The organism is Agrobacterium sp. K11 (genome assembly GCF_059429395.1).
This window is the reverse complement of record NZ_JCAHRB010000004.1, coordinates 348,004-360,980: the sequence shown is the minus strand read 5'-3', so window position 1 is coordinate 360,980 and position 12,977 is coordinate 348,004. Positions and strand designations below refer to the sequence as shown.

At 58.8% G+C, this 12,977-nt stretch carries 15 protein-coding genes; 10 read left to right on the top strand and 5 right to left on the bottom strand.

Annotation, left to right across the window (positions count from 1 at the left end; genetic code table 11):
* Positions 1 to 42 precede the first annotated feature (42 nt).
* The 3 genes from AC5SEO_RS11420 (at position 43) to queF (ending at position 2,012) form a co-directional block, all read left to right on the top strand.
* Positions 43 to 471 (top strand): glyoxalase superfamily protein, encoded by a 429-nt coding sequence (locus AC5SEO_RS11420; RefSeq protein WP_145166675.1) that lies wholly within the window; start codon positions 43 to 45, stop codon positions 469 to 471.
* Positions 472 to 627: 156 nt separating this feature from the next.
* Positions 628 to 1,530, top strand: a complete 903-nt coding sequence (locus tag AC5SEO_RS11415) for a cation diffusion facilitator family transporter (protein WP_003513576.1) — start codon at positions 628 to 630, stop codon at positions 1,528 to 1,530.
* 17 nt (positions 1,531 to 1,547) lie between these two features.
* Positions 1,548 to 2,012 (top strand): preQ(1) synthase, encoded by a 465-nt coding sequence (gene queF, locus AC5SEO_RS11410; RefSeq protein WP_013636627.1) that lies wholly within the window; start codon positions 1,548 to 1,550, stop codon positions 2,010 to 2,012.
* A 25-nt stretch (positions 2,013 to 2,037) separates the two neighbouring features.
* On the opposite strand, the gene AC5SEO_RS11405 is transcribed toward queF, so the two are convergent.
* Together AC5SEO_RS11405 and AC5SEO_RS11400 are read right to left on the bottom strand one after the other, a co-directional pair.
* Entirely contained in the window at positions 2,038 to 2,793 is a 756-nt protein-coding gene (locus tag AC5SEO_RS11405; protein ID WP_174068564.1) for a DUF2076 domain-containing protein, read from the bottom strand.
* A 100-nt stretch (positions 2,794 to 2,893) separates the two neighbouring features.
* A complete protein-coding gene (locus AC5SEO_RS11400) occupies positions 2,894 to 3,484 on the bottom strand; it encodes a HupE/UreJ family protein (RefSeq protein WP_003513569.1) in 591 nt (196 codons plus the stop codon).
* Positions 3,485 to 3,717: 233 nt separating this feature from the next.
* Here AC5SEO_RS11400 and AC5SEO_RS11395 point away from each other — a divergent pair, with 233 nt between their 5' ends.
* A complete protein-coding gene (locus tag AC5SEO_RS11395; protein ID WP_003513567.1) occupies positions 3,718 to 4,299 on the top strand; it encodes an ATP-dependent Clp protease proteolytic subunit in 582 nt (193 codons plus the stop codon).
* Positions 4,300 to 4,414: 115 nt separating this feature from the next.
* On the opposite strand, the gene AC5SEO_RS11390 is transcribed toward AC5SEO_RS11395, so the two are convergent.
* Positions 4,415 to 4,663: a pentapeptide MXKDX repeat protein gene (locus AC5SEO_RS11390; RefSeq protein WP_065659139.1), complete on the bottom strand. Its 249-nt coding sequence runs from the start codon at positions 4,661 to 4,663 to the stop codon at positions 4,415 to 4,417.
* 218 nt (positions 4,664 to 4,881) lie between these two features.
* Here AC5SEO_RS11390 and AC5SEO_RS11385 point away from each other — a divergent pair, with 218 nt between their 5' ends.
* From AC5SEO_RS11385 to leuA, 4 genes are all read left to right on the top strand, one after another.
* Positions 4,882 to 5,397, top strand: a complete 516-nt coding sequence (locus AC5SEO_RS11385) for a sigma-70 family RNA polymerase sigma factor (RefSeq protein ID WP_003513560.1) — start codon at positions 4,882 to 4,884, stop codon at positions 5,395 to 5,397.
* Complete coding sequence (locus AC5SEO_RS11380) at positions 5,394 to 6,038, top strand: NrsF family protein (protein ID WP_174061030.1); 645 nt, start codon at positions 5,394 to 5,396, stop codon at positions 6,036 to 6,038. Before AC5SEO_RS11385 ends, AC5SEO_RS11380 begins: the two co-directional genes overlap by 4 nt.
* 88 nt (positions 6,039 to 6,126) lie before the next feature.
* Positions 6,127 to 7,314, top strand: a complete 1,188-nt coding sequence (locus AC5SEO_RS11375) for a benzoate/H(+) symporter BenE family transporter (RefSeq protein WP_174068635.1) — start codon at positions 6,127 to 6,129, stop codon at positions 7,312 to 7,314.
* A 298-nt stretch (positions 7,315 to 7,612) separates the two neighbouring features.
* On the top strand, positions 7,613 to 9,322 hold the full coding sequence (leuA, locus tag AC5SEO_RS11370) for a 2-isopropylmalate synthase (RefSeq protein WP_013636621.1): 1,710 nt from the start codon (positions 7,613 to 7,615) through the stop codon (positions 9,320 to 9,322).
* 209 nt (positions 9,323 to 9,531) lie between these two features.
* Here the strand turns inward: leuA and AC5SEO_RS11365 are convergent, their stop codons facing one another.
* The gene (locus tag AC5SEO_RS11365; protein ID WP_003513555.1) at positions 9,532 to 10,482 is read right to left on the bottom strand and encodes a metallophosphoesterase family protein; all 951 of its coding nucleotides are present in this window, start codon (positions 10,480 to 10,482) and stop codon (positions 9,532 to 9,534) included.
* A 66-nt stretch (positions 10,483 to 10,548) separates the two neighbouring features.
* Here AC5SEO_RS11365 and AC5SEO_RS11360 point away from each other — a divergent pair, with 66 nt between their 5' ends.
* Positions 10,549 to 11,040, top strand: coding sequence for an NUDIX domain-containing protein (locus AC5SEO_RS11360; RefSeq protein ID WP_019565194.1), 492 nt, complete (start codon positions 10,549 to 10,551; stop codon positions 11,038 to 11,040).
* A gap of 17 nt (positions 11,041 to 11,057) precedes the next feature.
* Here the strand turns inward: AC5SEO_RS11360 and AC5SEO_RS11355 are convergent, their stop codons facing one another.
* Positions 11,058 to 12,050: a glutathione S-transferase family protein gene (locus AC5SEO_RS11355; protein ID WP_174068563.1), complete on the bottom strand. Its 993-nt coding sequence runs from the start codon at positions 12,048 to 12,050 to the stop codon at positions 11,058 to 11,060.
* Between the two features lie 296 nt (positions 12,051 to 12,346).
* Between AC5SEO_RS11355 and AC5SEO_RS11350 the strand changes: the two genes are divergently transcribed.
* Positions 12,347 to 12,916 carry a GNAT family N-acetyltransferase gene (locus AC5SEO_RS11350; RefSeq protein WP_112290404.1) on the top strand — a complete coding sequence of 190 codons (570 nt, stop codon included), beginning with the start codon at positions 12,347 to 12,349 and terminating at the stop codon, positions 12,914 to 12,916.
* The last annotated feature ends 61 nt before the right edge of the window (positions 12,917 to 12,977 follow it).

The following is a 12,977-nucleotide window of genomic DNA, read 5'->3' as shown; positions in this document are numbered from 1 at the left end:
GCGGCCGGTACCATCTCCGTTGCGTGACTAGGGGCAAGCATAATGGGCAGTGACCTGGACGCCCGGGATGCAAGCGCGGCGGGTGGGGAAAACCTTCCTCACATTGGCTTTGCGCGGATATTCCCGATTCTCAGAATTTTCGATGAGGCCAAGGCGCGGGAATTCTATGTTGATTTTCTCGGTTTCAAGGTCGACTGGGAACACCGCTTCGGCGAAAACTTCCCGCTCTACATGCAGGTTTCGCGGGCCGGAATGGGGCTTCACCTCAGCGGCCATCATGGCGACGCGACGCCGGGCTCCAATATCTTCGCCACCATGCACGGCGTGCATGCCTTCCAAAAAGAACTGGCGGGCAAAGACTACCGCTTCCTGAAGCCTGGTGTCGAAGAATTGCCCTGGGGCGATGTCATGGAAGTCATCGATCCATTCGGCAACCGTATCCGTTTCTGTGAGCAGAAAAGCGAGGGGTGACGTCTTTGACGTGACCTCATGGGTCTTGACCTCGGCTGCGGTTTGAACGATAGGAAGCGCAAATAGCGAACCGCGTGCACGGAGACCCCGTGCGCGCGGTTCGTGCGTTTTGGCGGTCAGTTCTGCAATTCGTTCGCATCCGCACGGGGGCAAAAAATGAACACTGAAGGCAATGCACTGGTAAGGAAGCTCGCATTCTGGGGCATTCCACTTTCTTTCGGCGTGCTTGGCCTCAAGCTCGTGGCGTGGTGGGTCACAGGGTCGGTAGCGCTGTTGTCGGACGGTCTGGAATCGACCGTCAACGTTGTTGCGGCCTTCATTGCCTATTTCGTCATCCGTTATGCGCAGAAGCCCGCAGATGACGATCACCAGTTCGGCCATCACAAGGCGGAATATATCTCGGCTGTCGTCGAGGGCGTGCTGATCGTCGTCGCCGCACTTCTGATCGTGCAGGAAGCCTGGGGTGGTCTCTTCAACCCGAAGCTGCCGGAAGCGCCGGTTCTCGGTCTTGCCATCAACGCGTCAGCGGGCGTCATCAACGCCGTCTGGGCGACAATCCTCATCCGCGTCGGCCGGAAATACGCTTCTCCCGCCCTCAAGGCGGATGGTCATCATATCATGTCGGATGTCGTAACGTCGGCAGGCGTGCTGGTCGGCCTGGTTCTGGCGCTTCTGACGGGTTACGCCATTCTCGATCCGCTGCTCGCCATTCTGGTGGCCATCAACATCCTGTTTCAGGGATCGAAGGTCATTTTGCATTCGCTCGGCGGGTTGATGGACCGGGCGGTGGAACCGGAAGAAGACGAGGCGATCAAGAAGGCGATCGCCGAAAATTCCGTCGGCATCATCGGCGTGCATGATCTTAGAACCCGCCGCGCCGGTTCGGCCGCCTTCATCGATTTCCACGTGGTCGTTCCCGCCCCGATGACGGTGCGGGAGGCGCATGATATTTGCGACCGCCTTGAAGATGCCATAAGGGAAGTCATACCGGGTGCCAGCCTTGCCATTCACGTCGAGCCGGAAGGCGAAAAGGCGCATGGCGTCAAAGTGATCGTTTGAATAAGCAGGAGTTTTCCATGTCCGTGACGGATGTTTCCAGCCTGTCGCAGCTGGGCGCGAAGGTCGATACGCCCGAGAGCCCGGAAAAGGCCATTCTCGAAAAGGTGCCGAACGGCAATGCCGGTACCGATTACGTGGTGCGGTTCACAGCACCCGAATTCACCTCGCTTTGCCCTATGACCGGACAGCCGGATTTCGCCCATATCGTCATCGACTATATTGCCGGTGATTTTCTGGTGGAATCGAAGTCGCTGAAGCTGTTCCTGCAATCCTTCCGCAACCACGGCGCATTTCACGAGGATTGCTCGGTCTATATCGCCAGGCGGCTGGTGGAGCTGTTGCAGCCGAAATGGCTGCGCATCGGCGCTTACTGGTATCCGCGCGGCGGTATTCCGATTGACGTTTTCTGGCAGACCGGACCGGTGCCTGAGGGCGTGTGGTTGCCGGATCAGGGTGTGCCGACCTATCGCGGCCGCGGCTGATCCGGCTTTTCACGGTTGAAAACGTTCAGGCGAACGACCCGTCGTCGCCTTGATCGAAATCGTCATCGGCGCTGTCGTCGTAGTCGGCCTGCTGGACATCGTTACTATTGTCCGGCTGGGAGGAACTGTCGCCGTAGTAGTTGTTGATGACGGTTTCTTCGACCGGTGCGTTGTTGCCCAGCGGATTGCCGCCGCCGAATGGCGAGCCAATGCCGAGCGACGATGCGTGGTTGCCGAAAATACCGCTCAGCGAATTGGCGAGCAGCATGCCGCCGGCAACACCTGCAGCAGCGCCGAGCGCACCTTGCAGGAAACCGCCGCCGGAGCGTCCGGCTGCTGCGGGTTGCTGGCTCCAGAGGCCACCGGGCTGCTGATCAGGTGCGCGGCCGGCTGGTGAGCGCCAAGGACCGGTGGTCTGGCCTGCGGTATCGTTGCGCCATGATGTCTGGGGCGGTGGCGAGACGGGCGCCGGAGCAGGTGATTGCTGTTGGCCGGTGCCGAAGATCGAACTCAGAAAACCACCCTGTGCGGCTGCTTGAGGGGCCGCATTACCGCTTTCCAGCGCATGGATGTGGTCTTCGAGCTGTTGGATGTGTGCTGCTGCCGCTTCCAGACCTTTTTCCTGAACAATCACCGCCTGGGCGAGATAATAGGGGGCTGCGGGCTGATCGCGCACGGCATCTGCGATCAATATTTCCGCCTCGCGGTCGCGCGGAGTGGCGGATGCGGCTTTTGTCCTGTCGAACAGGGCCTTGAGAAGTTGGCTTTCTTCCGGTGACATATGATGCCTCCTTACCGTGAAGCGGAAATCAACGATAAGGAGGTAGGTCCAAATTCAGGCTTTTCAAAGCGGCCGAAACTTTAAATTTCGGTAATGATCGTCACCCGCCGAAGGCAAGCGAAAGGCCCGCTATCGCCGTCAGTGCGCCGGCGGTACGGCTTGCGGCCGAGCCGAAACGGGCAATGCGCAGGCCAAGCACGATGCCTGCGAGATGCAGGATCGCGGTTGCTATCATGAAACCGATGCCGAATTGCAGGGCGCCGGCGCTGCCGAGTTCACCGCCATGGGCATGGCCGTGGAAAAGGGCAAAAGCGCCGACCACGGCCGCAGCGGCTGCCGTCGGCAGCTTTGCCGCAATCGTGACCAGCAGGCCGAGGCCGATGACGGAGGCCAGGATGGCCGGTTCGACAAACGGAAGGCCGATGCCATAAACGGCCATCAGGAAACCAATGGCCATGGTGCCGACGAAGGCGGCAGGCACGATCCACAGCGCCTTGCGGTCATTCTGCGCCATGGCGATCTGCGATGCCCAGAGACCGACGGCAACCATTGCCAGAATATGATCCGCACCGAAGAAGGGGTGGGAGACGCCAGCCATGAAGGAGCCGTGTTCTTCCGGGTTCAAATGGGCGAAAGCGGGCAGGGCGGTGGCGCCGAGCGCTGCGGCAGCAAGGCTTAGTCTTTTCAGCATGATTCCCTCTTTTGATTATCGCCGCCAGCAAGGGGATCTTGGGGTTCCCGCAATCGGCGGCACTGCAATGAGGACCTGACGATACCGCGAACCCGGAGAGGCTGTCCATGCGTCATCTGCCGGGGGCGATGTTTATTGTTGGGGCGCAAACCTTGCCTTTTTTGCTCATTGCCTTACGTAACAAGTCGCACTATGTCCGAAGGGCATGCATGAATTACGCTGGAGAGCCGCTGATGAACGAAGACGAAGACGACAAGAGCAAGGAACTGCCGATCGGCAAGGAAACGGAAGCGAATCTTTTCAAGTCGCGTTCGATCTTCATCTATGGTGGCATCACGCAGGAATTGGCGCAGAAGGTCTGCACGCAGCTCGTGGCACTTGCCGCCGCCAGCGACGACGACATTCGCGTTTACGTCAATTCGCCGGGCGGCCATGTCGAATCGGGTGATTCTATCCATGACATGATCAAGTTCATCAAGCCGAAGGTTTATATCATCGGTACGGGCTGGGTCGCTTCCGCTGGCGCGCTGATCTATGTTTCGGTGCCGAAGGAACGTCGCCTTTGCCTGCCGAACACCCGCTTCCTGCTGCACCAGCCCTCCGGCGGCACGCGCGGCATGGCATCCGACATCGAAATCCAGGCCCGCGAAATCATTAAGATGAACCAGCGCCTGATCAAGATCTTCGCCAAGGCCACCGGCCAGAGCGAAGAAAAGATCGCCAAGGACATCGATCGCGATTACTGGCTCGGCGCTGAAGAAGCCAAGGGCTACGGCCTCGTCGGCAAGATCGTCGAGAGCCAGTCGGAAGTTTAAGGTTTTGATTTTTAGTTGAGAGAGCCCGTGCCGGTGGAAACCGGCACGGGCTTTTTCATTCAGGCCGGATGATACGTGCCGCTCCCGGTTATGTGCATTGAATGTTCGGCCGGCATCACTTCATCGTGTTGCAGGCCTTCATCATGTCGGCTTTTTTCATCTTGTTCATTTCCATGTCAGCCTTGTGCATGCAGTCCTTTTTGGATGCCATGGACATGTCGCCTTTTTTCATCGTCTGCGTCTTCATGGTGTCGTTGTGCATTTTCGTCATATCGGTTTTCATGCCGTCGGCATGTGCGATGCCTGCGAAAGAAAGAACAGACAGCATGGAAGCGGTGGCGATGGCGGTGAAAATGCGGGTCATGAAAGATCTCCTCTGGACGTCATTAAATGTCCGCCGGCGTTGCACCGGGGCTCACGATTGTCCATTCGGTGGGGGCCCGTGTGTCGTTACACGCTCACGCGTTTGTGACATCATATTCGGGCGAGATTCTTTTCACGCCATTATGTAACAATATCCCGCCGATTGCGAATAACCCGATAGTGACGATGACAGGCAGCCTTTCGGAAGAGACATTAAAAATGCTGATGCTGCGTTCCCTCGATGGGGACGAGGGCGCTTACAGGCATTTGCTCCATGCCCTACGCAGGCTGCTGACAGCCTATTTCGACCGGCGCATGAGGGCCGCTTCACGGGGGGATGTGGAAGATCTCGTTCAGGAAACCCTGTTGTCGCTTCACGCCAAACGCGAGACCTATGATCGAGCAAGGCCGTTTACCGCCTGGTTCTTTTCGATAGCGCGCTACAAACTCATCGATCACTACAGGGGCAGGGGTGCGCGCCAGCTTTCGGAAGTGGAACTTGATGAGACGCTGGAAGCGGGATCGTCCGTCGATCAGGTCACGGCACGTATGGATGTGGAACGGTTGCTCGACGAGTTGCCGCAGCGGCAACGCGACCTCATTCGCAGGGTAAAACTCGAGGGTCAGTCAATCGCCGAAGCGGCCCAAAAATCCGGCCAGACCGAGCTTGCGGCGAGGGTCGGCATTCACAGGACGCTTAAAATGCTGGCGGCAAAGTTGCGAGGCGAAACGTGAGGAAGACGGAAGACATCATTGAACAACTGGCAAGCGGCCTCAAGCCCGTGCCTGCCTTGTCACTGGAGCGCCGGCTGGCGCTGGCCGTCCTGCCCGGCCTTGGCGTTTCGCTGTTGCTGATGCTTGCAATTCTCGGGCCGCGGGTCGACATGCACAACGCCTTGACCGAGCTGGGTTTCTGGATCAAGTCCGCCTATAACGCCCTGCTGGCCCTGACTGCGTTTTTCGCGGTCGGCCGCCTTACCCGCCCCGAGGGGAACAGCGGCTGCCTTTTCGTTTGGCTTGCGGTGATTTTCGTTGTGATGGCGGCGATAGCGCTCGTACAGCTGGGGTTTGCCTTTCCGGACAATTACAGGACGCTTGTTCTGGGGTCGTCCGCGCTGCATTGCCCGTTTTTGATCGTCGCTTTCGCGCTTCCGGTATTCCTGGCGAATTTTTCAGTTCTCAAACGCTCAGCCCCGGCTGATCCAGCCCTGGCAGGTTTTGTGGCAGGCATTGCGGCGGGTGCGGCCGGATCCTGGGTTTATTCCTGGTTCTGCACCGAAAACGGCATGGCTTTCGTGCTGATCTGGTATTCGCTTGGCATTTTCATCACCGGCCTGATCGGCGCTTTTGCCGGTTCGCGTTTTCTGCGCTGGTAAAAGGCGTACCTGTTCAGCCTGCGGGCATCTTGCCAGCGGTTGGGTTTTTTGATCTTCAAGGGAAACAGAAGATCCGGGAACCGCCATGTTGATGAAAGATTTTTCCGTACAGAGCCTGTTCATGGGGTGCCTGACCGCCTTTGTCGGCTTTGCCAGTTCTTTCGCCGTGGTGTTGCAGGGCCTGAAGGCCGTGGGTGCGACGGATTTCGAGGCGGCGTCTGGGCTGATGGCGCTTTCGGTGGCGATGGGGGTTTGCGCGATAGCGCTTTCAGTCGCGACGCGAATGCCTGTAAGCATCGCATGGTCGACACCTGGTGCAGCCTTGCTGGCGACCACAGGCGTGATCGAGGGCGGTTTTCCGGCCACCGTGGGCGGGTTCATCATCTGCGCCATATTGATCATCATTGCCGGCCTGTTCCGGCCGCTCGGAAAGGCGGTGGCCTCCATTCCAGCGCCACTTGCCAACGCCATGCTCTCCGGGGTCATCATCGGCCTGTGTTTTGCGCCGATCAAGGCGATCGGCTTTAACCCGGCGCTCGGATTGCCGATCATTCTTGCCTGGATCGTGGTGGGAGCCTTTAAACGACTTTTCGCCGTGCCTGCGGCACTTGCCGCTTTCGTCCTGGTGATGATCTTCGGTGTCGATATTCCGGCGGGGGCGCTTGACCGTGTGGCGCAATCGCTGACGCCTCCGATGGAGTGGGTGACGCCCATCTTTAGCCTGCACGCCGTCATTTCCATCGCGCTGCCGCTCTTCATAGTCACCATGGCGTCGCAGAATATTCCCGGTATCGCAGTGCTGAAGGTCAATCACTACGATCCGCAGCCCGGACCGCTTTTCGCGGCGACCGGCTTCTTCTCACTGCTTTCCGCACCCTTCGGCGGCCATGCGGTCAATCTTGCCGCGATTACGGCGGCGATGTGCGCTGGCGAGGACGCCCATCCCGATCCGAAACGGCGCTATTGGGCGGCGATCATCGGCGGTGTGGGCTACATCGTCTTCGGCCTGCTGGCGGGCGCGGTCACGGCTTTCGTGGCACTGGCGCCGCCTGTCCTCATTCAGGCGGTGGCGGGGCTTGCACTGGTGGGCGCCTTTTCCGGCTCTGCCGTTGCGGCTTTCAGGGATCCGGAAACACGCGAGGCAGCGGCGATCACCTTCCTCATCACCGCCTCCGGCCTTTCCTTCGCCGGTGTCTCCGGTGCCTTCTGGGGGCTGATCGGTGGCGGGTTGATGATGGCTTTGACCGGTTTTGTAAAAGGATTGAAGAGACAATAGCCCTTGCATCCAAATATTTCGCCGATTATAAGCTTGCCCATGAGCAACAGCATCGCAACCATTTCCGGCATGAGCGCGCAGATTTCTGCGATTGCCTCTCCGTGCGGTGCACTCTCGCTTCTTAGCCTCGACCTTACACGCGGTTGCCGGGTCCAGTGAGGAGCGCCCGGCGGCCGAAAGCCCGCTGGCGCAAACGCTCCTCATCTCGAAATCTCATTTATACTGGATTTAGGCCCTTGAGGGCCGCGCATCCGCCGATGGCTCGAGAAGCCCGCGGAATGCGCAAGGAGGAAGCGAAATGGACGGCAAGATCACCAATATTTCCAAAGGCATGTCGGACGCGAACGTCAAGTATCGCCCTTACCCGACCATCAATATTCCTGACCGCACGTGGCCGGGCAAGACCATCACCAAGGCACCGATCTGGTGTTCGGTGGACCTGCGTGACGGCAACCAGTCGCTGGTCAACCCCATGGGCCACGACCGCAAGGCCCGCATGTTCAAGCTGCTGCTCGAAATGGGCTTCAAGGAAATCGAGATCGGTTTCCCTTCCGCTTCGCAGACGGACTTCGATTTTGCCCGCTGGTGCGTGGAGCAGGGCAATGTGCCTGAGGATGTTTCCCTGCAGGTGCTGGTGCAGTGCCGTCCGGAACTGATCACCCGTACCTTCGAAGCGCTGGAAGGCGCCAACAAGCCGATCATCCACTTCTACAACTCCACCTCGGAATTGCAGCGCCGCGTGGTATTCGGCAAGGATGTACACGGCATCAAGCAGATTGCTGTCGATGCCGCCAAGATGATCACCGACATGGCGGCCAAGGCCGGCGGCGGTTTCCGCTTCGAATATTCTCCGGAAAGCTTTACCGGCACCGAGCTGGAAGTGGCGCTGGAAATCTGCAATGCCGTGGTCGAGGTGGTGAAGCCGACGGCGGATAACAAGCTGATCCTGAACCTGCCTTCCACAGTCGAAATGGCCACGCCGAACATCTATGCCGACCAGATCGAATGGATGTGCCGCAATATCGACAATCGCGAAAACGTCATCATTTCGCTGCATCCGCACAACGACCGCGGCACTGGCATCGCTGCGACGGAGCTCGCTCTGATGGCCGGTGCGGACCGCGTCGAGGGCACGCTGTTCGGCAATGGCGAGCGCACCGGCAATGTCGACGTCGTGACGCTGGCGCTGAACATGTATACGCAGGGCGTCGATCCGGAGCTGGATTGCCGCGATATTGAGCGCATCAAGGCAGTCTACGAATATTCGAACGAGATGACGATCCCCGAGCGCCACCCTTATGTCGGCGAACTGGTCTATACGGCGTTTTCCGGCTCGCATCAGGATGCGATCAACAAGGGTATGAAGGCGATCAAGGTTGCCAATCACCCGGTATGGGAAGTGCCCTATCTGCCGATCGATCCGAAGGATGTCGGCCGCTCCTACGAAGCGATCATCCGCATCAATTCGCAGTCCGGCAAGGGCGGAATCGCCTATATTCTCCAGCAGGATTACGGCATCAACCTGCCGCGCAACCTGCAGGTGGAGTTCCGCGAAGACATCCAGCGCATTACCGATGAAGAAGGCGTGGAACTGCCGGCCAAGCGCATCTACGAGCGCTTCATGGAGCGTTACGTGACGCAGCCGAATGCGCGCATCAAGTTCGTCGATCACCACACCTATCCGGCGGGCGATTTCAAGGGCGTGCGCATTGTCGCCGCCGAAATCACCGATAATGGTGAGGTGAAGCGCATCGAGGGCAAGGGCACCGGTCCTATCGACGGGTTCATCAATGCGCTGTCGGTCTATCTCGGCATCGATCTGTCGGTGAATGATTATTCCGAGCATTCGCTGCAACATGGGTCCAATGCTTCCGCCATTGCCTATGTTGAGATGGAGCATCCGGGCGGAAAATTGTTCGGCGCCGGGGTGAATACGAATATTGTTGGCGCTTCGCTGGAGGCGATTGTTTCGGCGGCCAATCGGGTGCTGGAAGAGCGGGTTAAGTAAAGTTGGCGTTTGGGGGTGGGGCTACCCCCCTCTGTCCTGCCGGACATCTCCCCCACAATGGGGGAGATCGACCTGAGGTACGGTCTCGCCCATCTCAACGCTCAGAATGAATTGACGAAAGAGCGTCTTGCCGATCTCCCCCTTGTGGGGGAGATGCCCGGCAGGGCAGAGGGGGTGAGCCACAGACTCTAACCTCAACACTCCGGAGTTTATCCCCCCAGCCGCGAAAACCCCAACGGCCTACCATTCTCATAAAATACCCTGATATCTTCAAGCCCGATACCCGTTCCGGTGTCGTTGAGACTGTGGCGTTCGCAGGCGACGTTCCAGGTGCCAGGGCCACCGGAAATATGGAAGAGATTATAGGCCGCGCGCGGTTTTTCGCCGCCCGGTCCCTGGCTGGCGGAGGCAATGCCGACGACCGGGATGTGCTCTTGCCCGTGGTGAGTGTTCAGCCAGTATACGGTGTTCAAATGGGTGTGGCCATGCAGCACGAGCTCGGCGCCGCCAACGCCAAGCGCTGCCGCGAAACGGCGAATGCCGAACATGCGCTTGTGCGCAGCCGCCGCACCGCGGATCGGTGGGTGATGGATCATCACCACGCGGAACAGCCCCTGTTCACCGGCTTTTTTTAAGAGTTCCGCGGTTGCGCGTGCTTGACGGTTGCCGAAATAGCCGGTGGCCGAGAAGGGTGGCGTTGCAATCGAGGTGGAGCAGCCGATCAGTGCGACAGGACCGCGCACGCGCATGTAGGGGAAAATCTTGCGGTCATCGTCCCATTCCGCCGGGTCGCCATCGCCCCGAACATAAGGATACCAGGCGCGCATGGCCTTGTCGTGCGCGCCGGAAACATAGGCGTCATGATTGCCGGGAACGACCGAGATCTTTTCAGGGTCGCCGACTTCTTCCAGCCAGTCGGCGGCCGCGCGAATTTCAATGCCTGTCGCAAGATTGACGAGATCGCCGGTAATAGCCAGATGATCCGGCGATTTGGCTTCGAGATCATCGAGCAGCTTTTCCAGCGTGTCGGTGAAAAGGTGCTTGCGGCGGTTGCGGTGCCAGTTGACGAAACCGGTGATACGCTTGGATGCAAGTTCCCGGAAAGTAAGTTTTGGCAATGGCCCGAGATGGACGTCTGAAATATGCGCAAGTTTGAACATGGCGGCAGAGATAACCTATGATATGCGGCACGTCCAATAAAAGCCTGCCGGCAAGGAGAAACCAGGGTGAATGACGAGAGAACCGAGCGGCAGGCCCGTCCGTTCCACACGCGTATCCTTATCCGCCTGCTTCATTTCGTTTTTCTGTTCACACGCGGTGCCACCCTCGGTGTACGTGCGCTCTGCTTCGATGATGCGGGACGGATTTTTCTGGTGCGGCATACCTATCTGCCCGGCTGGTATCTGCCCGGCGGCGGGGTGGAACGCGGCGAAACGCTGCTGATGGCGCTCAACAAGGAAATCCGCGAGGAAGGCAATCTCGAGGCTGCGTCGATCCCCGAGCTTGTCCATGTCTACCTCAATCTGGAAGGCAGCAACCGCGATCATGTGGCGCTCTACCGGCTTCAGGTCACCCAGACCACGCCAAAAAAACCGGATCATGAAATCACCGAAAGTGGTTTTTTCGATCTCTCGGACCTGCCGGAAAATGTGACGCCTGCCACCCGCCGCCGCCTTGCCGAACTTTCCGGCAAAGCGGCGATTGCCGACTACTGGTAGCGGCGGCGTCTCTGCCGTCAGGCAAGCGTCTCACGGCCATGGGCCATGGTAAGGTCCAGTTCCGGGCCAACGGGCACGATACCTGTCGGGTTGATGGTGAGGTGGCTGCGGTAATAATGTTCCTTGATGTGGCGGATATCGACTGTGTCCGGCACGCCTGGTGTCTGGTAGAGGTCGCGGAGGTAACCCGTGAGATGCGGGTAATCGTGAATGCGGCGGATGTTGCACTTGAAGTGGCCGACATAAACAGGGTCGAATCGCACCAGCGTGGTGAAGAGACGCCAGTCTGCTTCCGTCTGTTCTGCACCGAACAGGAAACGGCGGTCCTTCAGCCGGTCTTCCAGCATATCGAGCGTTTCAAACACCTTCACGGCATTTTGCTGATAAGCATCCTGGGTGGTGGCGAAACCGGCCTTGTAGACGCCGTTGTTGACGGTGTCGTAGATAACGTCGTTCAGCGCATCGATGTCGGCGCGCAGTGCTTCGGGATAATAATCCGCCGCCGATCCGGTGAGGTCGTTGAAGGCCACGTTGAACATGCGGATGATTTCGGCCGATTCATTGGAGACGATGGTGCCGCGTTCTTTGTCCCACAGTACCGGCACGGTCACCCGTCCCGAATAGTTGGCATCCGCTTTGGTATAGACCTGCCACAGTGTGGAGAAGCCGAAGAGGTGGTCCTCGGTTGCACCCGGAGTGCGTTCGCCTTCCGGTCTGAACTCCCAGCCGTTTTCCAGCATCAGCGGATCGACGACGGAGACGGAAATCAGGTCTTCCAGCTTTTTCAGTTTACGGAAAATCAGGGTGCGATGCGCCCAGGGACAGGCGAGCGACACATAGAGGTGGTAGCGATCCTTCTCGGCCTTGAAGCCACCTTCGCCGGAAGGCCCGGGCGCGCCATCCACCGTTACCCAGTTGCGAAATTGCGAGGCGCTGCGCTTGAAGTGCCCCTTGGTTTCCTTGGTGTCGTACCAGACGTCTTTCCATACGCCTTCCACCAGCATGCCCATGATGATCTCCTTGATTGTTTCCTTGACCGCAATCCTAACCGTTTAGCGCGGTGCCGCGAACCCGTGGCGCATTGAACAATGCGTTTCCGGTCTCGCATGGGCTGAATGGGATAGTGCCGAGATTTGTTCTGGACGGGTGGGAATTTTCCTGATAATTGCGATTTTCACAAATCTGAGGAAATCGTAGATTATGATCGAAACACGGATGCTCCGACGACGCTGACGCTCCTGAACGCCTTTACCGGCGCAGCCGTCATCTATTGTCGCATCCGCATTTTGGAAGTTTCGGTCTCTTCATGTCCAAGCACGATCTTGTCTACCTCACCGAGGACGCGTCGCACGACGCCATCATCGAAATCATCAACGAAGAAGCATTCGGCCCCGGTCGGCACACCCGTGCCGCCGCGCGCATTCGCGAGCAGGGTCCGCATGACCGGTCGCTGTCCTTCGTCTGCGCCGATGATGGCGAGACGATCGCTTCGGTGCGCATGACGCCGGTTCTGGCCGGTGGGGTAAAAGGCCATATGCTCGGCCCGCTTGCCGTGCGGCCTTCGCACAAGAACATGGGCATCGGTCGTGAACTCGTCCGGATTGCCATCGCTGCCGCCCGGCGGAAGGGTTCGGAGGCCGTCATTCTGATCGGCGATCCGCCCTATTACATGCCGCTTGGTTTCGAAAAGGTCGCCTACGCCGCGCTTGATTTTCCAGGCCCGGTGGATCCGAACCGGGTGCTGGTCGTGCCTGTTGGTGACGACGTGCACCAGCGGCTGAAGGGCAAGATCGGCTGGCGCAAATGCGATGCCGCCATGCCTGCAGCCCAGGCGGAAGACGACGGCTTCGAAGAGCCTCTTCGGGTTTACGGCTGACGGATTTCTTTACGTCGGATTTCCCGCCCTTCACCAGTGCGCACTTTTTCCCTCATCAAAT

Coding starts and splice junctions, on each gene's coding strand:
- AC5SEO_RS11420 (WP_145166675.1), top strand. CDS start 43: ATGGGCAGTGACCTGGACGCCCGGGATGCAAGCGCGGCGGGTGGGGAA.
- AC5SEO_RS11415 (WP_003513576.1), top strand. CDS start 628: ATGAACACTGAAGGCAATGCACTGGTAAGGAAGCTCGCATTCTGGGGC.
- queF (WP_013636627.1), top strand. CDS start 1,548: ATGTCCGTGACGGATGTTTCCAGCCTGTCGCAGCTGGGCGCGAAGGTC.
- AC5SEO_RS11405 (WP_174068564.1), bottom strand. CDS start 2,793: ATGTCACCGGAAGAAAGCCAACTTCTCAAGGCCCTGTTCGACAGGACA.
- AC5SEO_RS11400 (WP_003513569.1), bottom strand. CDS start 3,484: ATGCTGAAAAGACTAAGCCTTGCTGCCGCAGCGCTCGGCGCCACCGCC.
- AC5SEO_RS11395 (WP_003513567.1), top strand. CDS start 3,718: ATGAACGAAGACGAAGACGACAAGAGCAAGGAACTGCCGATCGGCAAG.
- AC5SEO_RS11390 (WP_065659139.1), bottom strand. CDS start 4,663: ATGACCCGCATTTTCACCGCCATCGCCACCGCTTCCATGCTGTCTGTT.
- AC5SEO_RS11385 (WP_003513560.1), top strand. CDS start 4,882: ATGCTGATGCTGCGTTCCCTCGATGGGGACGAGGGCGCTTACAGGCAT.
- leuA (WP_013636621.1), top strand. CDS start 7,613: ATGGACGGCAAGATCACCAATATTTCCAAAGGCATGTCGGACGCGAAC.
- AC5SEO_RS11365 (WP_003513555.1), bottom strand. CDS start 10,482: ATGTTCAAACTTGCGCATATTTCAGACGTCCATCTCGGGCCATTGCCA.
- AC5SEO_RS11355 (WP_174068563.1), bottom strand. CDS start 12,050: ATGGGCATGCTGGTGGAAGGCGTATGGAAAGACGTCTGGTACGACACC.
- AC5SEO_RS11350 (WP_112290404.1), top strand. CDS start 12,347: ATGTCCAAGCACGATCTTGTCTACCTCACCGAGGACGCGTCGCACGAC.